Below are 20,678 nucleotides of genomic sequence, written 5' to 3' on the forward strand. Positions count from 1 at the left end.
AAGCAAAAGGGGGATGTCATCCCGACAGCCCCCTTCCATTAAAAAACTATTAAAAACGTTCTACATGAAACTTCGTTTTATGTCGCCTGCGGCGTTTCAGTGTCGCCACCGTTTTCGGCCAGAGGATTTTCCGGCTCGGGCGCCGGCGGTTCCGGCTCGGGCGATCCTTTTTTCGGTCGCCGTCGGGCGATGGTTTCCTGCAACTGACGGCTCAGCGCATTCACACGGTCGATGACGCCGCCCAGTTCTTCGGCCTTCACCGGATCGTGCGTAATCAGCTCATTCACCTGATACAGCGCGCCGATGCCGCCGGTCAGGGCGCGAAACGCCTCGTCCACCTTCGGACGGATCGCCTTCATGTTGTCGCGCTCGTAACGTTCCAACTTCTCGTCCGAGCGTTTGCCGTATAGCGTGTTAAATTCGTTGTTGGCCTCGTCGAGCAGCTTGATCGGCCCTTCGAGATCGAGCAACCGCACGTCGTCGATATAATCCTTGCCCAGCATATCCTGCGTCATATTCGTCACCAGAGCCGTATTTTCGGCAAACGGTTGCTGGTTAGCCATCCGGTAAGGTTTAAGGGCGAACAACAATCGTTCGGCCGCGGCGCGTTTCTCGGGTACGGGGTGATACAGCCCGCTGTCGATCGTTTGTCGTACGAAGACGAACAGATCGTCGCGTTTGCGGTCGCACTCCTCGATTTCCTTCGTCTTGGCATACGCCTGATTTTGTTTGTATGCGTTGTCTTCTTCGGTAAACAGCGCGGTGTATGTCGTGCGAAGCGGCAAGAGCTGATACTGTATTGCAAATTCTTCGTTAATTGTCGCCAATACATCGTTATGATACTGATAATGCTCTCCGTTGCGAGCATGATGAATGTTTATTTTGATAAATGTTTTCATAGCTAATCGATAATTGTTGAAATTAATACGGCTAAGTTTTTTCTAATTCATTCGGAAAGTTCCGACACCTTGTCCGAGTACTTCGGCGTGCTTTCGGAAAGTTCCGATACCTTGTCCGAGTACTTCGGCATGCTTTCGGAAAGTTCCGACACCTTGTCCGAGTACTTCGGCATACTTTCGGAAAGTTCCGACACCTTGTCCGAGTACTTCGGCATGCTTTCGGAAAGTTCCGACACCTTGTCCGAGTACTTCGGCATACTTTCGGAAAGTTCCGATCATTTTTTCCATCCTTTTTTTGACTGTTTCTCCCGTTTGGCGAAACCTGCTGCGACCGGTTTTTGTGTTTTTCCTCCTTTCTTCTTCCCGATCGCGGGGATAAAGATATATATTTCGGCGGATATATTATATAATGTAGGAAAAAAAATAACACGACGGAGGCGTTTTTTGTTTATCGGGCGGGGAAATGTCAATAAAATATAATATCTTCGCACTCGGAATGGGAAAAAGAAAAATCATCTTACGGATATTGTCGGTGTTGATCGTACTGATTGGCGTGGCGAGCGCGGTCGCTTACTTTGTGTTGCGCCCGGAGAAGGAATGGATGGCGTTTTATGTGGTCTGCTGCGGCGGAGTCTTGATCGTCAATCTGATTCTGATGATGATTTTCGCCGCTAAAAATATCCGGAAATAAAAAATGCTTGATATGACGAAACGTGTAATTTGCGCTTTGGCGTTTGTTTGTGTGGCGACGCTTTGCTGCACATCCTGCTCTGATCAGAAACAAGATGCGTGGCAGTTGGTATGGGAAGAAAATTTTGACGGCGATACATTCGACTCGTCACGCTGGAGTAAAATTCCGCGCGGAAAATCGGACTGGAATAACTACATGAGCGACTTCGACTCGTGCTATCACATGGGCGGCGGACTGCTTACACTGCGGGGACTGAACAATTACGGCCTGCCCGAAGATACGGCTCGATTCCTCACCGGCGGACTGTATACGAAAGATAAGGTCGGCTTCTCTCACGGACGCCTCGAAATCCATGCCAAGCTGGGGAGCGCCACGGGTGCGTGGCCGGCTTTCTGGCTTCTCCCGTTCGACGGGGCACAATGGCCCGACGGCGGCGAGATCGATATCATGGAGCGACTCAACGACGATAGCATCGCCTACCAGACTGTCCATTCACATTACACGCACGTGCTGAAGGAAACGTATCCGCCTAAAGGGGCTACCGGCGCCATTCGGGCGGACGATTACAATACGTACGCCGTCGAACTGTATCCCGACAGCATTTCGTTCTATATTAATAATCGTCATACGTTTACCTATCCCCGCATCGAAACAGATAAACAGGGACAGTTTCCGTTCGACCGCGAGTTTTATTTGCTGCTCGATATGCAGCTGGGCGGACAATGGGTGGGGCGTGTCGAACCGGCTCATCTGCCGGTCGAGATGCAAATCGATTGGGTGCGCTTTTATCAAAAACAAAAACAAAAATAAACAATGAAAACGATTATCAGACACGGGCTGCTGGGCGCAGCCCTTTTGCTTTGCGGAGCCTTACAGGCACAAAACGTGCAGGTTCATTACGATTTCGGCCGCGCGGCCTACGACAAGTTAGGCGGTCGGCCGCTCTGGACTACGACCGTCGAGATGTTTAAACCCGATAAATGGGGCAGTACGTTTTTCTTTGTCGATATGGACTATAAATCGGACGGCGTGGCTTCGGCTTATTGGGAAATCAGCCGCGAACTCAAATTCTGGGAAGGCCCGATCTCGGCCCATCTCGAATATAACGGCGGACTGCCGTTCGTCAAAAACGCTTATCTGGCCGGCCCGACGTACAGCTACAATAACGCTCAGTTCACACGCGGCTTTACGCTCTCGGCGCTGTATAAATACATCCAGAAAGCCAACGAGCCGAATAACTTTCAGCTGACAGCCACGTGGTATCTCCATTTTGCCGACGGGAAATGCAGTTTTACGGGGTTTGCCGACTGGTGGCGCGAACCGAGTGCGGTGGGCGACTTCGTGTTCCTGAGCGAGCCGCAGTTCTGGGTCAACCTGAACCGGTTTAAAGGAGTGGACGACAAGTTTAACCTCAGCTTTGGCAGCGAGGTGAAAGTCAACTATGATTTCGCAGGGCGCGACGGCCTCTACGTGATCCCGACACTGGCTATGAAATGGAGCTTCTGACCGTAACGAAATAATTTTTTACAGCTATGAATTTATCGAAACTCTTCGGGTTCGATCATCGAACCATGAATGTCAAAACAGAGATACTCGCGGGAATCACTACGTTCCTGACTATGGCCTATATTCTGGCCGTGAATCCGAATATCCTCGGATCGGTAGGGATGGACAAAGGTGCTGTTTTTACCACAACCGCCATCGTGTCCGTGCTGGCTACGCTCGTCATGGCGCTTTATGCCAAAATGCCGTTTGCGCTGGCGCCCGGCATGGGACTGAACGCTTTCTTCGCTTACACGGTCTGCATGACCATGGGCTACAGCTGGCAGTTCGCCCTCGCGGCCGTCTTTATCGAGGGATTGATTTTTATTCTTCTGACGGTAACGAACCTGCGCGATATCATCGTCAATGCCATCCCCGCCTCGCTCCGTAATGCCATCGGACCGGGAATCGGACTGTATATCGCTTTCATCGGATTGAAAAACGGCGGCGTGATTGTGCATAGCGACGCCACGTTCGTGACGTTGGGCACCATCACCCACGGATCCGGTCTCCTGTCGGTCATCGGGATCGTGCTGACCAGCGTGCTGCTTATTCTCAATGTGCGCGGCGCCTTGCTGCTCGGCATCCTCGGTACCGCCCTGATCGGCATCCCCATGGGACTGACTACGTACGGCGGCTTGACCAGCATTCCGCCCTCCATCGCTCCGATCGCCTTTCAGTTCGACTTTTCTCAGCTCTTTACGATCGATATGCTGATCGTCATCTTTACGTTCCTCTTTATCGACATGTTCGATACGATCGGTACACTGGTGGGCGTATCGACGAAGGCCGGTATGATTAAAGACGGTAAAGTGCCCCGTCTCCGGAAAGCTTTTATGGCCGATGCTCTCGGCACGACCTTTGGCGCCCTCCTCGGCTCAAGTACGGTAACGACCTACGTCGAAAGCGCTTCGGGCGTGGCGCAGGGCGGACGCTCCGGACTAACGGCCTTCACCACGGCCGTCTGCTTTGCCGTGGCCTTGCTCTTCGCACCGATTTTTCTGGCTATTCCCGGAGCGGCGACTTGCCCCGTGCTCGTCATCGTCGGACTGTTTATGCTCAGCCCCATCAAAGATATCGATTTCGACGATTATTCCGAATCTATTCCCGCGTTTATATGTCTTATCATCATGCCGCTCACGTATAGCATCTCGGACGGAATCCTGATCGGTATCATCAGCTATGTGCTGCTGAACCTGCTCAGCCGGAAATACCGGAAGCTGACCCCGGCCATGTACGTGCTGGCTGTGCTGTTTGTGCTGAAGTATATTTTTATTTGAGTCGCTCGCTTGAGAAGCTAATCCGGCCTCAGATAACACCATACCGGGTAATGGTCTGAGAGCTTGACCCGATCGACGGTCGCCCGGCAGGCCGTCATATTGGGCGAATGTAAGATATGATCGATGCGGAACCAAAACATGTTTTCGTTATAGCTTACGCCCACACCCCGCCCCGATTCGACGTATGCGTCCCGCAGCGAGCCTTGTATCCTCCTGCGGGCATACGAGATCGGCGTGTCGTTAAAGTCGCCGCACACAATCAGGTAATCTCCCTGCAACGTTTCGATTTCGTCGGCAATGATATCGGCCTGTTCCGCCCGAATCCGAAAAGCTTCTCCCATCTTCTGTTCCAATGCCCCCCGGATATTGTCGAATGTACCCGTATTGGCGTTGCGGATAAATTCGGAATATTTCGAACGGTCTTCGACCGTAAACTTGAACGACTCTAAATGATTGTTCACCACAATCACTTTCTTGCCCTTCACGTTGAGCTCATGCACGGCCGATCCGTTGAACGAACTGTCGTAACGTATCTTTCGGGAGCTGCGTATCGGATATTTCGAATAAATGGCCAGTCCGGTCGTGTAACGCGGATAATGCACGAGCGGTACATGGAAATGATAAGGATACATGCTCAGCGCCCGGGCAATTTTGTTCTCTGTCAGAATGTCCGTGTGTCCTTCCAAATATTCCTGCATGCAGACAATATCCGCGCCCGATTCGGCAATATACCGAATGATCGGGTTGGGCTGATCGGTGGTATGATCTTTATATCCGAAACACATGACATTATATGTTAATACCTTGATCAGTTCTTCGCGAGGAGGCTGCTTCACCCGTAAATGAAACGGTATGTATTGCTTGATCGGTTTCCAGCAGATCAGAAAGGAGCATAGGACTACGAAGGCGTGATTCCATTTGCGCATGATGATCCAGAAAACCAGAAAACCGATGTTGAGGAGCAGAAAAAGAGGGAAAGCCAGTCCCAGATAAGCGAACAGCAAATGATCGGCGGGCGATACCATGTCGGAGAAAGCCGATAAGAGAAACAGGAGAACGACGAAGCCGTTGAGGACGGCAAGAATGCTATGTATCCATCGGAGTGCTTTCATTTCTACTTCTTGCTGGCGTCGAACAATGTTTTTTTCTCTTCGGACGAAAGACTTTCGTAGCCGGAACGTTTCAGTTTGTCTAAGATCGCATCCAACGCCTGCGATTCGGCCTGTTTGCGTGCACGGTATTCCTGATCCGTTTCCGGCCGCCGTCCCCCCCGGGTTACTTTCATCCGCGGCCGCCGTCTCTTTCTTATATCGACTATCCGGTCGATCAAACGATTCAGATAAACCGTCAAATCTTTTCCTTGCCTGATTCGGAAAGCGAACAGCATCCCCCACAACGCTCCTCCGATATGGGCGATATGCCCGCCGGCATTGTCGGAAGTGATCGACAGAAAATCGATGATAAAAGCGAAGAAGGCAAGATACAGCAGCCGTATCCGTCCGATAAACATGAGCTGAAGTTCGTAATCTTTCCGGTAAAACGAAACGGCGAAGACAATAGCCATGACCGAAGCCGAAGCCCCCATCAGAAAAGCGACCGTCTCGCGATTGCGAAAATACGGGAAAAGATTATACGCCAGCATATACGTCAGAGCTCCGGCTATCCCTCCCGAAATATAGATGCCCGCTAACCGGCGTCCGTTGAAAAACTCCATCGCAATGCGTCCAAACCAGTATAACCAGAGCATGTTGAACAGCAGATGAAGGAAATCGGTATGCAGAAACATGTAGGTCAGTAATGTCCATGGCCTGTAAAAAAACAGTGCGAATACAGAAGGCACCTGCAGATAGGAGAGAAAGACAGTGGAGTCGATCTCGAAGAGTTGCAGGCAAACAATCGCTAACCGGACAAACAGAAATATTCCGACATTGATGTATATAAGTTTTGTAAGAATATTTCCTTCCGTAAACGACTGTTTTATTCTAATAAAAAAATTGTCCATGGTCTCTATTTTTCTTTTTCCAATACAGAATCAGGAAAAATCCGAATAGCATCCCTCCCAAGTGGGCAAAGTGAGCCACGTTGTCGTTGCTGAAATTAGAGACTCCCATAAACAACTCGATCAACCCATATCCGATCACAAAATATTTGGCCTTGATGGGAATCGGTATGAACATGAGATACAAGGGGGCATTGGGAAAAAGCATGCCGAAAGCCAGCAGAATACCGAACACGGCTCCCGAGGCTCCGATCGTTACGAGCGCGTTTACCCCCGGATCCATCGCAATTTGTTGCGAGATGCTGATACCGTTTAAAGCGGCGAGGGAGTGAATCTGATAGAGCCAGGTTAACTCCTGTACAAGAGCAGCACCGATACCTGTCACTAAATAGAAAGTCAGAAAGCGTTTCGGCCCCCAGGTGACTTCCAGAATCCGTCCGAACATGAAAACGGCAAACATGTTGAAGAAAATATGCCCGAGCGAACGGGTATCATGCATGAACATGTATGTGATCAACTGATAGAGCTTGAATCCTTTTGTTCCGGGGAAATGGAGTCCCATCCATTCGATCAGGTCTATCCCGAATTTGGGTAATACCAAGGCGGCCAGCCAGCACAGAGCGTTAATTATAATTAAATTCTGAGTGACCGGTGGGATACTTTGAGCCAGTCCAAATCTGTTTTGCATTGTCATCTGTTTCTTGTTTTGAGGCAAAAATAGTGCATATTTTTGGCTTTTGCATCCGATTTTACTGGAAAATTGTACTTTCTCGAAAAAAAACGTCTTATAATTATTGATAGTCGAATTTTCAAACTATATTTGAGGCCTGAAATAAAATAGAAAGCTGGAACAGGTAGATTATTGATTAATACATTTTATTACTTTTTAATTACAACATTATGAACAAAACAGAATTTATTAATGCCGTTGCTGAAAAAGCCGGATTAAGCAAGGTTGATGGAAAAAAGGCTGTTGAAGCCATGATTAAAACGATTCAAAGCGAGATGAAGAAAGGCGAAAAAGTGTCTATCTTAGGATTTGGCTCTTTTTCTGTCGTAAAAAAAGCAGCTCGCAAAGGTGTGAATCCGCAGACAAAGAAAGCGATTAACATCCCGGCTCGTAAAGTCGTTAAATTTAAACCCGGTGCAGAATTGGCAAAATCGGCAAAGTAAGGTAAGAAAACGTTTATTTTTTTGAAAAAGAGAAAGCTATCTGATAAATTTATAGGGTAGCTTTCTTTTTTCAGTAAGAAACGGTTGAGAAGCGAATGATCGTAATTTTCCTTCGAGCGACAGCTTGGGATGGTTCTCTTTATTTACAGTGATTGTTAATCCTCCAGTATTACCGATGCACTTTGCACTTCACCTCTCAATGGCGGACATAGTTTTGAAATCTTCAACTTAAGTCCGGACAGTTCCGGAAAATGTGTCTTCAGCGCTACCGAAATCCGTCCGGCTACATGCTCTAACAATTGTGACGGCACTGCCATTTCTGTTTTTATAAGTTCATATACTTCTGCGTAGCTGATCGTGTCGGTCAGGTTATCGGTTTGTAAAGACCGGAGATGCGACATCGAAAAAGACAGATCAACGACAAATTCTCCTCCTACACGTGTTTCCTGCGGTAAAACCCCGTGATAAGCATGAAATTTCATGCCTTGTAATTCAATTTTTCCCTTCATACATGTTAATTTGTCTGTAAAAATAAGCAAAAAAACTTTCTTTGAAAAGAATAATATCTATATTTGCGACGAACCAAATTTTAAAAACACATGGTACGCACAAAAAATGAAGAAATACCTATTAGCAGTGGAGGAGTACATAACGTATTAGCTGCCGGGACAATTGTGACAGGAAGCATCGCTTCGGATTCCGACTTCCGTTTGGACGGACGGATCGAAGGCGATATCAATTGTAAAGGAAAAATTGTCATCGGCCCTAAAGGCAGTATCGCAGGAAATATCATTTCGGATAATGCGGAGATATTGGGAGATGTAGAAGGTTCGATCCGTATCAAGGAGAAACTTGTCTTTAAATCTACCGCCATTATCAAAGGGGATATTTTTACACAGACGCTCGAAATCGAACCGGGTGCTCATTTCAACGGAACGTGTACGATGTCCGGTAAGAGTCAAATGGACGGAATGCAGGCTCCCGGAAATAAAAAAGCAAACGTCACTCCAATCAAGTGATTATATTTGTGCGATGACTCTTTGAGAGCATCGCACGGATTTTTTGATTGAATTCGGAGGCTTGTAAAAGCCGTTCGAGCGGGATATGTATGCGGTAGCGCCAATAATGATTCGGGTCTGCCGGGATATTGATACGCTCCTGCAAGGCGTCTTTTCGCTTCAATTCATGATCTACGGCCAGCCAATCTTGCAAAGGAAGGATGGTCAGTATGGAATGTGCATGCAAGTGTTCCGTGATTATTTGCTCGGCTATTTCGGGTGTGCATTCCTCCGGTATCGCTTCGGTTTCTTTTAAGATAAACCCCGCATATCGTTGCGTACGTTCCGGTTTTTCTTCCCACCATGTACGCAAAGGGCTCATATCGTGTGTTGAAGTCGTGCAGACAGAGTAGTAAGGTACCGTTTTCAAGTCGGAAAATTCTTGCCCGAAGGCTTTGGATATGCGCCCTAATTCGAGGCTCAGGATGTGCAGTTCTTCCATCACTTCGTGTACGGAATCGGGAATCATTCCCAAATCTTCTCCGCACACGAGCATTTCTGTTGTCGCAACCAAGGGACGGAGTCTGTTTAACGCCGTCGCTTTCCAGAAGTCATGATGCCGCTCGTAAAAAAAGTAAGTATAGAGCTTGTCGAAAGCAGTTTGCTCTGTTTTCGTCAATTCTTGATACCGGTATGATTGAGAGGCCGAAATGCGCGGATGATATTTTCCCGGCCCGTATGGGTCTTCCAGAAAAAGCACCTCATTGGCCAGCGCATAGAGACCGGATTGAATCAATTGGGATACTTCATCTTCATGTCCTTCGAAGAGTTCCCGTATCTTTCGTTGGGTATCGCAAAACGGATTTAGCATGATATGATCCGCATCCATGGGGGAGAGGTAATGGTCGATAACAACTTCCGTTTGCTCCCCGAATAACTCCGACAGGTATTTCCGGTGAATTACCGCTGACGTATATTCCTTTTTGAACGCCAGACCGTACGATTCTATTTCGCCGACGGTCAACGGCAATGCCGGTCGGAAGTGTCCGCATAATCCTTGTACGTAATCGAGCGGAATTTCCCAGATACGAAAGAATCCGAGAATATGGTCGATACGAAAACTGTCGAAATAATCGCTCATCTTACCGAAGCGTTTCTTCCACCACGTGAACCCGTCTTCTTCCATGACCTCCCAATTATAGGTCGGGAAAGACCAGTTTTGCCCCATGGCGGAGAAATCATCGGGCGGAGCGCCTGCTTGACCGTTCATATTAAAGTAACGAGTATCCGTCCACGCCTCCACACTTGTTCGGTGAATACCGATGGGCAGATCACCTTTCAGGATGATTCCTTTCCGGCGGGCATGGTTCGATACAGCTTGAAACTGACTATGTAAAACGTATTGCAGGAAATAGACATACGAAATTTCCGGGTACGCCGGGCTGTTTTCCGCACATAGTTTTTCAATCCGGAACGGACTGTATATCGCGTCTTTCCCCCATTGTGAGAAATCGGCCGTATGATATTGGTCACGTAAATAACAAAATGCAGCGTATGGAATCAGCCACTTCCGGTTATCTTCCCGGAAACGGTTGAAATCGTTGCTCGACAAAACAGCTGCACCTTCCTGTTCAAAGAAAGCGCGGCAATATGCCGTTTTATAACGTTCGACCGCTTCGTAATCGACTTCTTCCTTTTCATTCAGAGCAATCTGTTTCTTTCGGAAATAAGCCATCCGGTCCGGATCGTCGAGAGTCCCCATGCCGTATAGCGAGATATACATCGGATGCAAGGCATACATCGAGATGGCACTGTAAGGATAAGAGTCTTTCCACGTATGCGTACAAGTCGTGTCATTCATTGGGAGCACTTGGATAACACATTGCTGTGTCTGCTCGGCCCAGTCGATCAATAATCTGAGATCATGCAGGTCACCTACTCCGAAACTTTGTTCGGAACGTAACGAAAAAACAGGGATGACGGTCCCTGCTCCTTTCCATTCGGGCAAATCTTCACGATACGGATATTCTGAAATCACCGTGACCTCGCATGTTTCTGAGGGAGCCTCTGTGAGCACGCGGTTGTCGCCTTTCTCCCAATGACAGACGTGTTTTGTTTCATCACAGACGAAAAATTTGTACTCAAACGGAAAACGGATCTCATCGGCATTGAGGCAAACTTCCCATTCTGCAGCACCGGACGGGCGTAGAAGTTTTGCTTGCGTGGTGTCCCAATGCCCCAGACATGATTGATTGCCGGTAAGAGCTACCCGCTGATTTTTTTGCACCCGGGGATTCGGAAGCCGGATGATCAGACTGCGATCGAGCTGCTCGTGAACGGGTTCAGATACGTTGTGAGCAAATAAATTCTTCGTAAATGCCGAAGTGTACAGTGCGATATTCTTCGGTTCTTCACGCCAATAGTCATACAGACAGTAACCGGATGCCGTGCAGTCGAAAACGATGCGATGTTTTCGGCGCCACGGCTCGGTGGTCACTTTGTTGTCTGCATCTGTCAGTATATAGTGATACTCGATTTCGGTTATCTCGTCGGGCAGCTCAAGCCGCAACGACCAATGTTCGCCGTCTGTACAATCCATCTCTTTCGCCATGACCGGTTCGCCACAGCCCAACTCGGGAATGGATCCGCACACGCGCATCTTCTGTTGCCGGGAAGCTCGGAAACCGATATGAAATGATATGTTCATAGATCAGATGTTTATCCGCAACGTGAAGCTCCGCAGTTTTTGCAGATCAGGCAGCCTTCCTGATAAACGAGTGTCTCGTAGTCGCAGTTCGGACATTTCTGTCCTTTAAGTTCCGTTCCGTTGGGAAGGTATTTTTTCAATGCACGCGCCACCCCATTCTTCCATGTATTGATAGACTCGTTATTCAGTTCCATTTCCTGTACCAGCTTGATGACTTGGCTGATGGGCATGCCATAACGTAACACGCCCGAAATCAGTTTAGCGTAATTCCAATATTCGGGTTCAAATTTGCTGTCCAGTCCTTCGAGCGTCATTTTAAAGCCACGTTTGTTCTTGAACTGAAAGTCGTAATGCTTGCGTCCGTCAGCGTCGTAGCTTTTGATGATGCTCCCTTTTTCTACCGTTTTCGGGAGCATAATACCTTCTTCGTCATCGGCCAGACCGGTAAAAATCTCGTAAGGCCGTCCGTTCATCAATCCGACAAAAGCGATCCATTTTTCACGATTGTTCTGGAACTTCACCACATCGGCCTCCAACTCTCGCGGACGTGTCGAGACAATGACCGGAGGCTCCATGCAGTCTTCATGTTTCTTTTTCTTCTTTTCTGTCGACAGCAATACGCCCGAGCGTGATCCGTCTCGATAAACCGTACAACCTTTGCAGCCCGAACGCCATGCTTCTACATATAATTTATCGACCATTTCTTCCGATACGTCATTCGGCAGATTGATTGTCACGCTAATCGAATGATCGACCCATTTTTGGATACGTCCCTGCATCCGTACTTTCTGTATCCAGTCCACGTCGTTTGACGTTGCCTTGTAGTAAGGGGAATGCGCAACCAAATGATCGATTTCCTCCGCCGTATATTTTTTTGTCACCGGATAGCCGTTAGCCAGCATCCACGTGACGAATTTATGATGGAATACCACATATTCCTCAAAGGCATCGCCCGTTTCGTCTACGTAATCTATATGTACATCGGCGTCGTTCGGATTCACTTTGCGCCGACGTTTGTAAACCGGTAAAAATACGGGTTCAATACCCGAGGTAGTCTGGGTCATCAGGCTGGTTGTGCCGGTCGGTGCAATCGTCAGACACGCGATGTTACGACGTCCGTATTTTACCATATCTTCATACAAGGCCGGGGACTCTTTCTTCAATCGCAGGATAAACGGATTACGCTCTTCGCGTTTGGCATCGTAAATCTTGAATGCTCCGCGTTCTTTGGCCATCTCGACCGACGAGCCATAGGCTGCCAACGCCAGCGTTTTTTGAATTTTTTCTGCAAAGTTGGTTGCTTCTTCCGTTCCGTAGCGCAGGTATAAAGCCGCCAACATATCGCCTTCGGCCGTGATTCCGACCCCTGTACGCCTTCCGGCCAGTGTCTTTCGCTGAATTTTCTCCCACAGTTCACGCTCGGTGCGCTTGATATCCTCTCCTTCCGGGTCGGAGGCAATCTTCTCCAGAATCTTTTCAATCTTCTCCGATTCCAGATCGATAATGTCGTCCATGATGCGTTGTGCCAGCCCAACATGTTTTTTAAACAAGTCGAAGTCGAAATAGGCATCCTTACTGAACGGGTTCACAACATAGGAGTACAGGTTGATCGCCAGCAGTCGACAGCTGTCATACGGACAAAGCGGTATTTCGCCGCACGGATTGGTTGAAACCGTGCGGAAGCCTAAGTCGGCATACGAGTCCGGTACTGATTCTCTAAGAATCGTGTCCCAGAATAATACGCCCGGTTCGGCGGATTTCCATGCATTATGAATGATTTTTTTCCATAGCGATCTCGCGTCGATGAGCTTCGTAACCATCGGGTCGTCTCCGGCAATCGGATATTGCTGATGATACATCGCACCGCTCACTACCGCTTCCATAAATTCGTCGTCGATTTTGACCGATACGTTCGCTCCCGTCACCTTTCCTTCTGTCATTTTTGCATCGATAAACGATTCGGCATCGGGGTGCTTGATGGAGACACTCAACATCAATGCTCCGCGACGCCCATCCTGAGCCACTTCGCGTGTCGAATTCGAATACCGCTCCATAAAAGGCACGAGCCCGGTAGAGGTGAGCGCCGAGTTTTTTACCGGTGAACCTTTCGGGCGAATATGTGATAAATCGTGTCCCACGCCTCCTCGACGTTTCATCAGTTGTACCTGTTCTTCATCGATGCGAATCACAGCTCCATACGAATCGGCATTACCTTCTACACCGACCACAAAACAGTTTGACAGCGAGGCGATCTGAAAATCATTGCCGATACCTGTCATCGGACTTCCCTGCGGTACAATGTATCGAAAATGATCGAAAAGTTCGAACAGCTCCTGCTCCGACAATGGGTTGGGATATTTAGCTTCTATACGGGCTATTTCTCTAGCCAGACGACGATGCATGTCTGTGGGAGTTTGTTCGTAGATGTTTCCGAATGCGTCTTTCAACGCATATTTATTTACCCAGACTTTTGCTGCCAGTTCATCACCCGTAAAATAATCTAACGATGCTTGATAAGCATCGTCGAAGGTGTACGTTTTCAAGCCCATATTTTCTTTCTTTATTTGTTGTGTTTTTTTGGGGGCAAAAGTAGTTATTCTTTATTTTCTTTGCTAAATTATTCTATGAAAAAAGATGTAGTTATTGAAAGGTTTTCTGATTTTATGTTTTAAACTGTTTTTTGTTAGTGATTTATGTTTTTGTAGTGCGTAAAAAGTTTTCCAAAAAGGAAAAGATGGTGATGGATGTAGTGCTCTGAATGATCTAACTTTGTTTATGTGTTTATTGCCTTTTTGGCAACAGGTATCTCCGTTATAAAAACGAGATGTCGCTTGTAGAAAGGTGAGGGAGATGATGAATTTGTTTCGGTGAGAGGGGTTGTTCGAGGTTGGTCGCAATTTACAAGAAAAAAACGTAGAGTAAGGAATAAATCGTATACTCTACGCTTTGGTTTTTTAGCTTTTCTTCTTTGATTAAGCCCCCGGGCTGATTGCCCCCGTCGGGCATGCTTCTGCACATGTTCCACAATCGGTGCATACTTCCGGATCAATGCGGTAGATATCTCCCTCAGAGATTGCTTCCACCGGACATTCATCAATACATGTACCACATGCAATACAATCTTCACTAATTACGTAAGCCATTTTCTTTTATTTTTAAAGTTAGAACAATGCAAAAGTAAACGATTCTTCCGATAAAAAAAAATGTTTGTCCTTTTTTTATTATTTCCTTTGCTGCAATAACTTTTTTCTTCTTCCGTTATTCATATAAATTAAAAGCAAATTGAGACGAAGTACATTGATTATCTTATGGGGGTGGTTTTTGGCTGTTTCGAGTCTTTATGCTCAACGGCAAAGGCCAAAGAACCAGCCGTATGCCGATATGAAGCGGTATCATTTCGGGTTTCATGTCGGGATGCATACGCAAGATTTGATTTTAACGCATTCGGGTGTGACAACGTCTGACGGGAAAACGTGGTTTGCCGAAATACCGTCTTATTCACCGGGATTCAGCGTCGGGGTGATTGGCAATTTATATATCAATCAATATTTGAATCTGCGTTTTACGCCGACTGTTCACTTTGGTGATAAGAAGTTTACTTTTATTGACGCGCGGGCTTCCGATTCTCAAGCTACGTTTACCACTTCGATCCGATCGAATTATCTTACTTTGCCGTTAGATCTGAAATATACGGCAATGCGACTTAATAACTACCGTCCTTACTTGCTTGGTGGTGTCTTCACCAGTTTTGACATGGGGCGTAAAAAAGAGACCCCGGTCTTGTTAAAGCCATTGGATTATGGAGTAGAGATTGGCTTCGGATGTGATATTTATCTGCCTTATTTTAAGCTTTGTCCCGAGTTAAAGTTTTGTTTCGGACTGGCCGATGTGCTGGAAAAAGACCGTAGCGATTTGATCAGTGAGCCTGATCGAGTATATACTGCAGCACTGTCGAAAGCTACTTCACGTTTGATCGTGCTGACATTTAATTTTGAATGAAAAATCTCAGATAGAGCCAAATAACCGGAGTAGCCAGCATCATGCTGTCGAAGCGGTCTAATATGCCGCCATGTCCCGGAAGGAGTGTCCCGGAATCTTTCACGCCATAGGTTCGTTTAATCAGCGACTCAACCAAATCTCCCCATGTGCCGAATAAAACGATGATTGTTGCAAAAGCTATCCAATGGTACCAGCTCACCACAGGATAAAAATAAGCCAATGTCAACGCCGCCATCCACGCAATGACAAGCCCGCCGGCAAACCCTTCCCATGACTTCAACGGAGAAACACGTGGAAACATACGTCGTTTGCCGAATGTGGTGCCTACCAGATAAGCTCCGGTATCATTGAGCCAGATAAAAATAAAGATAAATAACCCGTAATAAGGGTGGTATGTTTTATTTGTCGGATCGAACACAACAAAATTCAGCATGGAAAACAGCCCGGCACAATAAAACTGCGAAAAGAATGTCATCGCCCAACGGTTTACCGGATTTTCTTTTTTATGATATAAGCCTGCAATTAAAATGAAGATCAGAAAAAGCAAATATGGCGCATAGATTATTTCTGATATTTTTCCGCTTGCATAGAAAAAAGAGGCTGCAAAAAGATAAATTCCCCCGGCGATTTCCAACCATCGGGAGAAAGACTTTTCAGGATGCCGGGCGGAGGCTTCCGTGCCGTTATTATGCCGGATGAGTGTGTGAAACTCGTGTAGAGAAAGACCTGCAACAAGCATAAACAGGGCGAGGAAAGCATACGGATGTAGCGTCATAGCAAGTACGATGACGGCTACATACACAATTCCGGTTGCTGTTCTGACAAATAATTTTTTCAAAGCACAGCGTTTTTAAAAGCCCACTTCCGTTTCCGTATGTCCGGCCGATTGCGGAATAGGGGGGGGCTGGTGTGTTGAACCATCCTGCTGTTCCATGATTTCCTGTGAGCGCGAAATCCATGGGCGTTTGCCGAAAATCGCTTCCAAGTCTTCCGAATAAATGACTTCGGCTATCAGCAGTTTTTCAGCCAATTGATTGTGTTGAGCCGCGTGCTCGATCAGGATCCGTTTGGCGCGTTCAAACTGCGAATGAATCATATCTTGTACTTCCTTGTCGATCAGTTGTGCTGTTTCTTCGCTGTAAGGTTTGGTAAAGCCCCATTCCTGCCCTGTGGAATCGTAATAATTCAAGTTGGGCAGTCGCTCACTCATCCCGAAATACGTGACCATGGCGTATGCTTGTTTGGTGACACGCTCCAAATCGTTCGAAGCTCCGGTAGAGATTTCGCCGAGGAAAACTTCTTCTGCCGCGCGTCCGCCAAGCGTCGCGCACATCTCGTCTAATAGTTGGTCACGTGTGGTAATTTGTCGCTCTTCCGGTAGATACCATGCCGCTCCAAGTGCTTTTCCTCTCGGGACGATAGTCACTTTAACGAGAGGATTGGCGTGTTCCAGCAACCAACTGATGGAAGCATGGCCGGCCTCGTGATAGGCTATGCTTTTACGCTCCTTCGCCGTCGTGATTCTTGTCCGTTTTTCCAAACCGCCTACGATCCGGTCAACGGCATTCATAAAATCTTCTTTCTGTACGAAATTTTTTCCGTTTCGGGCAGCTATCAGGGCGGCTTCGTTGCATACGTTTGCAATATCCGCTCCCGAGAAACCCGGTGTTTGGCGTGCCAGAAAATCGGTATCGACCGATGAATCGATTTTAATCGGGCGAAGATGTACGCCGAAGATTTCTTTCCGTTCGTTCAGGTCAGGCAATTCGACATGGATCTGACGGTCGAAGCGCCCCGCACGTAATAGTGCTTTGTCGAGTACATCAGCACGGTTTGTGGCGGCGAGGATGATGACGCCGCTGTTCGACCCGAAACCGTCCATTTCTGTCAGCAACTGGTTCAATGTGCTTTCGCGTTCATCATTGCTTGTCATATTGGCGTTTTTACCGCGTGCTCGTCCCACTGCATCGATCTCGTCGATAAATACGATACATGGCGCTTTTTCCTTTGCTTGACGGAATAAGTCACGCACCCGCGAGGCGCCGACACCGACAAACATCTCTACAAAGTCCGAACCGGAGAGGGAAAAGAATGGCACATGCGCTTCGCCGGCTACGGCCTTGGCTAAAAGTGTTTTTCCCGTTCCCGGAGGGCCTACCAGCAAAGCGCCTTTGGGAATTTTTCCGCCTAATTCGGTATATTTTCCCGGATTTTTGAGGAATGAGACGATTTCTTCCACTTCTTGTTTGGCTTCGACAAGTCCGGCCACGTCTTTAAATGTCACTTTGACGTGCGAGTTTTTATCGAAGAGTTGTGCTTTTGATTTTCCTACGTTGAATACGCCTCCCGGTCCGCCTGTAGCCCCGCCGGCCATGCGGCGCATAAAGAACAGCCACAGCAAAATAATGATAACGAACGGGCCGATAGATACGAGCAGATTCCACAGCGTATCGTCTCCTTCTTTGAAGCTTACCTGCGCTGAGATTTGTTTTTCGGCCACCATTTTGTCGTAAAAATCCGAAAATTTATCAGCCGAAGGAATTTTGACATACACCTTTGCTTCCGTGTCGAACGGCTCTTCTTCGCGAGCGAATATCCGTTTCCGGTAGTCGGCCTTGACGGTGGCTTCCAAGAGATTTTTGCGATTGTGGACAATTATTTTATCGAATACATCGTCGGCAGCCAACTGCTGAAATTCCGTCCACCCCAACTCTTTCGAAGTTGAGAAATCATTCATCAGATATAGTCCCATCAACGCGACAAAAACAATTCCGTACATCCAATACAGGCTGAAACGGAATTTAGATTTGTTGCCGTTATCGCTTTTCGGCAGATTATTTTTTTCTTCCATACATTCTTATTATTAAGCCGAAAAAATCAGTCTAAATCGGGAATGGCTTTAATCTTCGAATCGGCCCAGAGATTTTCCAGATTATAGAACGTGCGTTGTTCGGGCATAAAGATATGAACAAGAACTGTGCCATAATCCATGCCAATCCATTGTGCATTTCGATTACCATCCATTGAGAGCGGTTTCTCGCCGGCATCCGTATGGACGATATCCCAAACCGAATCGGAGAGTGACGAGACTTGTGTCGGGCTGTTTCCCTCACAAATGACCATATATTCGCAAATCGCTCCCGATAATTGACTCATATCTACTGTAACGATTCGTTTTCCTTTTTTTTCTTGCAAGCCTTTAACGACCGCATTTACAAGTGTTTTTGTTTGATTCATTCTTGCTTTTTTCAATTCTGCGGGACAAATATAAGTCATTATTTTTTGGCGGAAAAAAAAATATATGTAATTTTGCACCCGGAAAGAAGAGAAACTCTTTCCTTCTCCATTGTTCTATGGTGTAATGGTAGCACAACAGATTCTGGTCCTGTTTGTCTAGGTTCGAATCCTAGTAGAACAACAATGAAACATCATATTTCTCATTGTTTTCATTCTTCCTTCCCTTTTCGAAATATAATGCTAGACTTTCAGAAAGACTTGCTTCCGGTACAGAAAGTAAAGAAATAGCCAGCAGACAGCGATGTATCCGCAGCCGTTGAGAATATTTTCCCATACATCAGGAAATTTGGCGGCAAGTCCTGCAATGAAAAAGTCGGATATGTGTTGAAAGTCGATGATACGTTGCGCGAGGTAAATGGAGATTGAGTTCATTCCAATCACCCGGAAAAACAACGTCCAGCGGCGATAGTTTTTTACATCGATGATATAATAAAACAGCGCGAACATTATCAGCGAATAGCCGGCCAGCACACAAACAAAACTGCTTGTCCAGAGTTTCTTGTTGATGGGAAAGACTGTATCCCAAAGATAACCGATAGAAATCAGTACGATGGCAGCCGCAAGCATGTAGAGCGACTTCTTATAGCCAGACACTTTCTCTTCCGGACCTTTTACAAAACTTCCGGTCAACATTCCGAGCAGAGCTGTCACAATGGCAGGAAAGGTACTTAATATTCCTTCGGGATCAAAGTAATTATCGCCGTATATTAATTTACCCGGAAGCATTATACGATCTATCGTTCCGACCAAATTGTGTTCGAACGAGAACGGATCATCTCCTTCCGGGACAAGCCATAGCAGCAACCAATAACCAATCAGAATGATTGTTGAAATGACAGTCAGTGTTTTGGGTCTGAGTTTCATGAAGAGCAGTGCGGCAAACATCCATGCCAATCCAATCCGTCCAAGTACACTTGCGCAACGCAGGTCATAAAAGTTCCAATCGAAAAGCCCGTTATAAATCATACCCAGCAGCACGAGTATGAGGCCGCGTTTTACGACTCTTAAGGCGATCTGCTTTTCAGTGTGTTTACTCGCGCGTTGTTTGGCAAGTGAGAACGGAAAGGAGATGCCGGCAATAAAAAGGAATAAGGGGAAAATCGTATCGTGGTGCACCCAGCCGTTCCATTCTACATGTTCCATCTGTCGGGTCATCCATTTGGCAGTTTCAGCATCAGGCCACAGTCGAGAGATGGCCTGAATAAGGTCAGCCAGTCCCATGATAAAAAGCATATCGAAGCCTCGTAGCGCATCGAGTGAGAGCAAACGTTCTTTTTTATTTATTTCTGTTGTCATGTTCTTTGATATGATTCAACGTTAATTTTAGAAGTGCAAAAGTAATTTTTTTTTCTTCAATACTTTTTGGGGCCGAAAATAGTTTTTGTCTTTTAAATATAAATGACTTTCTTGATTGTGTGTTATGATTCTTATAATCAGTATTTTGTTTTTTTAATGTGGGAATGAAGTAAGTGAGAACAATACGGGAATATTTATTACTATTGTTGAAGAATTAAATGCTATGAACTTCTTGCCTTTAAATAACACATAAAGGGATAATCATATAATGAATATATTTATTTATCTTTGTGGCCTGAAATTTATGATATTTAGTAATCAGGCGATAGAAATGAAACATTATGCATTATTTTTATTGCTTTTATTGCCTTGTTTTGCAGGAAAGAGTTATGCACAATCGCTGTATGACAAGCAAAGACGGGTAATAGCAACAAAAATAAACAACGAACAAATCAATGTTACCGGATCAACCTTTCTGATTGAAGAAGGGCGAATGATCGAAGTGCTGGACGGAGTGCGTCGCGAAGATTTAGGAATTAATTATATCCGTCAAACGGAGGGCAACCGGATAGAATACATTAATAAGGAAAGCCAATTAGTGGGTTACTATGTTCCTTCCGAAAATCGATTTTATCGTGTAGAAGTTCGAAGCGGTAAAGTCGATCATGTGGCTTTATTGTACGAGGGGCAGGTATACACGTTGGATGAGCAGCCTGTTTTTCGTATAGATGCAAGTTTCCCACCCGAATGGATAGGGTGTGTGTTGTTCTTTTTTTGGGGATATTAATCTATTGTAT

21 protein-coding genes and 1 tRNA gene are annotated in these 20,678 nt (G+C 46.5%); 9 read left to right on the plus strand and 13 right to left on the minus strand.

The features are described from left to right. Positions 1-77 precede the first annotated feature (77 nt). A complete protein-coding gene (locus ACTTKA_RS05090) occupies positions 78-899 on the minus strand; it encodes a DUF6261 family protein (protein WP_442724218.1) in 822 nt (273 codons plus the stop codon). A gap of 42 nt (positions 900-941) precedes the next feature. Beyond that, positions 942-1,187: a hypothetical protein gene (locus ACTTKA_RS05095; protein WP_442724219.1), complete on the minus strand. Its 246-nt coding sequence runs from the start codon at positions 1,185-1,187 to the stop codon at positions 942-944. Positions 1,188-1,362: 175 nt separating this feature from the next. Between ACTTKA_RS05095 and ACTTKA_RS05100 the strand changes: the two genes are divergently transcribed. Genes ACTTKA_RS05100 through ACTTKA_RS05115 form a run of 4 tightly spaced genes read left to right on the plus strand, consistent with a single transcriptional unit; the run spans position 1,363 to position 4,412 of the window. After that, on the plus strand, positions 1,363-1,590 hold the full coding sequence (locus tag ACTTKA_RS05100; RefSeq protein ID WP_442724220.1) for a hypothetical protein: 228 nt from the start codon (positions 1,363-1,365) through the stop codon (positions 1,588-1,590). Between the two features lie 12 nt (positions 1,591-1,602). Beyond that, positions 1,603-2,400, plus strand: a complete 798-nt coding sequence (locus ACTTKA_RS05105; RefSeq protein WP_442724221.1) for a glycoside hydrolase family 16 protein — start codon at positions 1,603-1,605, stop codon at positions 2,398-2,400. Positions 2,401-2,403: 3 nt separating this feature from the next. After that, positions 2,404-3,096: a nucleoside-specific channel-forming Tsx family protein gene (locus tag ACTTKA_RS05110; RefSeq protein ID WP_442713920.1), complete on the plus strand. Its 693-nt coding sequence runs from the start codon at positions 2,404-2,406 to the stop codon at positions 3,094-3,096. 26 nt (positions 3,097-3,122) lie between these two features. Then, positions 3,123-4,412 (plus strand): NCS2 family permease, encoded by a 1,290-nt coding sequence (locus tag ACTTKA_RS05115; RefSeq protein ID WP_442724222.1) that lies wholly within the window; start codon positions 3,123-3,125, stop codon positions 4,410-4,412. 17 nt (positions 4,413-4,429) lie between these two features. Here ACTTKA_RS05115 and ACTTKA_RS05120 read toward each other — a convergent pair whose 3' ends face one another. Genes ACTTKA_RS05120 through ACTTKA_RS05130 form a run of 3 tightly spaced genes read right to left on the minus strand, consistent with a single transcriptional unit; the run spans position 4,430 to position 7,105 of the window. Continuing rightward, entirely contained in the window at positions 4,430-5,524 is a 1,095-nt protein-coding gene (locus tag ACTTKA_RS05120; protein ID WP_442724223.1) for an endonuclease/exonuclease/phosphatase family protein, read from the minus strand. Between the two features lie 2 nt (positions 5,525-5,526). Then, positions 5,527-6,414, minus strand: coding sequence for a rhomboid family intramembrane serine protease (locus tag ACTTKA_RS05125; protein WP_442713917.1), 888 nt, complete (start codon positions 6,412-6,414; stop codon positions 5,527-5,529). Continuing rightward, positions 6,395-7,105, minus strand: coding sequence for a rhomboid family intramembrane serine protease (locus tag ACTTKA_RS05130; RefSeq protein WP_442713916.1), 711 nt, complete (start codon positions 7,103-7,105; stop codon positions 6,395-6,397). Before ACTTKA_RS05130 ends, ACTTKA_RS05125 begins: the two co-directional genes overlap by 20 nt. 203 nt (positions 7,106-7,308) lie before the next feature. Between ACTTKA_RS05130 and ACTTKA_RS05135 the strand changes: the two genes are divergently transcribed. After that, positions 7,309-7,584, plus strand: coding sequence for an HU family DNA-binding protein (locus ACTTKA_RS05135; RefSeq protein WP_442713923.1), 276 nt, complete (start codon positions 7,309-7,311; stop codon positions 7,582-7,584). Between the two features lie 155 nt (positions 7,585-7,739). On the opposite strand, the gene folB is transcribed toward ACTTKA_RS05135, so the two are convergent. Beyond that, positions 7,740-8,093: a dihydroneopterin aldolase gene (folB, locus tag ACTTKA_RS05140; RefSeq protein WP_442713915.1), complete on the minus strand. Its 354-nt coding sequence runs from the start codon at positions 8,091-8,093 to the stop codon at positions 7,740-7,742. A gap of 90 nt (positions 8,094-8,183) precedes the next feature. Here folB and ACTTKA_RS05145 point away from each other — a divergent pair, with 90 nt between their 5' ends. After that, positions 8,184-8,603, plus strand: coding sequence for a bactofilin family protein (locus ACTTKA_RS05145; protein ID WP_442724224.1), 420 nt, complete (start codon positions 8,184-8,186; stop codon positions 8,601-8,603). On the opposite strand, the gene ACTTKA_RS05150 is transcribed toward ACTTKA_RS05145, so the two are convergent. From ACTTKA_RS05150 to ACTTKA_RS05160, 3 genes are all read right to left on the minus strand, one after another. Next, entirely contained in the window at positions 8,596-11,289 is a 2,694-nt protein-coding gene (locus tag ACTTKA_RS05150; protein WP_442724225.1) for a 4-alpha-glucanotransferase, read from the minus strand. The genes ACTTKA_RS05145 and ACTTKA_RS05150 overlap by 8 nt on opposite strands. Positions 11,290-11,300: 11 nt before the next feature. After that, complete coding sequence (locus ACTTKA_RS05155) at positions 11,301-13,838, minus strand: adenosylcobalamin-dependent ribonucleoside-diphosphate reductase (protein ID WP_442724226.1); 2,538 nt, start codon at positions 13,836-13,838, stop codon at positions 11,301-11,303. A gap of 423 nt (positions 13,839-14,261) precedes the next feature. Beyond that, entirely contained in the window at positions 14,262-14,432 is a 171-nt protein-coding gene (locus tag ACTTKA_RS05160) for a DUF362 domain-containing protein (protein WP_014225652.1), read from the minus strand. A gap of 139 nt (positions 14,433-14,571) precedes the next feature. Here ACTTKA_RS05160 and porT point away from each other — a divergent pair, with 139 nt between their 5' ends. After that, positions 14,572-15,288, plus strand: coding sequence for a type IX secretion/gliding motility protein PorT/SprT (porT, locus tag ACTTKA_RS05165; protein ID WP_442724227.1), 717 nt, complete (start codon positions 14,572-14,574; stop codon positions 15,286-15,288). On the opposite strand, the gene ACTTKA_RS05170 is transcribed toward porT, so the two are convergent. The 3 genes from ACTTKA_RS05170 to rsfS are packed head-to-tail and all read right to left on the minus strand — an operon-like array spanning position 15,275 to position 18,525. Next, complete coding sequence (locus ACTTKA_RS05170) at positions 15,275-16,126, minus strand: phosphatidate cytidylyltransferase (protein WP_442724228.1); 852 nt, start codon at positions 16,124-16,126, stop codon at positions 15,275-15,277. The two genes, porT and ACTTKA_RS05170, sit on opposite strands and share 14 nt — an antisense overlap. 12 nt (positions 16,127-16,138) lie before the next feature. Beyond that, on the minus strand, positions 16,139-18,139 hold the full coding sequence (gene ftsH, locus ACTTKA_RS05175) for an ATP-dependent zinc metalloprotease FtsH (RefSeq protein WP_442724229.1): 2,001 nt from the start codon (positions 18,137-18,139) through the stop codon (positions 16,139-16,141). A 26-nt stretch (positions 18,140-18,165) separates the two neighbouring features. Next, complete coding sequence (rsfS, locus tag ACTTKA_RS05180; protein WP_442713907.1) at positions 18,166-18,525, minus strand: ribosome silencing factor; 360 nt, start codon at positions 18,523-18,525, stop codon at positions 18,166-18,168. A 110-nt stretch (positions 18,526-18,635) separates the two neighbouring features. Between rsfS and ACTTKA_RS05185 the strand changes: the two genes are divergently transcribed. Beyond that, positions 18,636-18,706, plus strand: a tRNA-Gln gene (locus tag ACTTKA_RS05185). A gap of 59 nt (positions 18,707-18,765) precedes the next feature. Here the strand turns inward: ACTTKA_RS05185 and ACTTKA_RS05190 are convergent. Next, positions 18,766-19,881: an acyltransferase family protein gene (locus tag ACTTKA_RS05190; RefSeq protein WP_442713906.1), complete on the minus strand. Its 1,116-nt coding sequence runs from the start codon at positions 19,879-19,881 to the stop codon at positions 18,766-18,768. A 268-nt stretch (positions 19,882-20,149) separates the two neighbouring features. Here ACTTKA_RS05190 and ACTTKA_RS05195 point away from each other — a divergent pair, with 268 nt between their 5' ends. Beyond that, a complete protein-coding gene (locus ACTTKA_RS05195) occupies positions 20,150-20,668 on the plus strand; it encodes a hypothetical protein (protein ID WP_442724230.1) in 519 nt (172 codons plus the stop codon). The last annotated feature ends 10 nt before the right edge of the window (positions 20,669-20,678 follow it).

It is taken from the genome of Tannerella sp. (assembly GCF_052170195.1).
Lineage (GTDB): Bacteria > Bacteroidota > Bacteroidia > Bacteroidales > Tannerellaceae > Tannerella.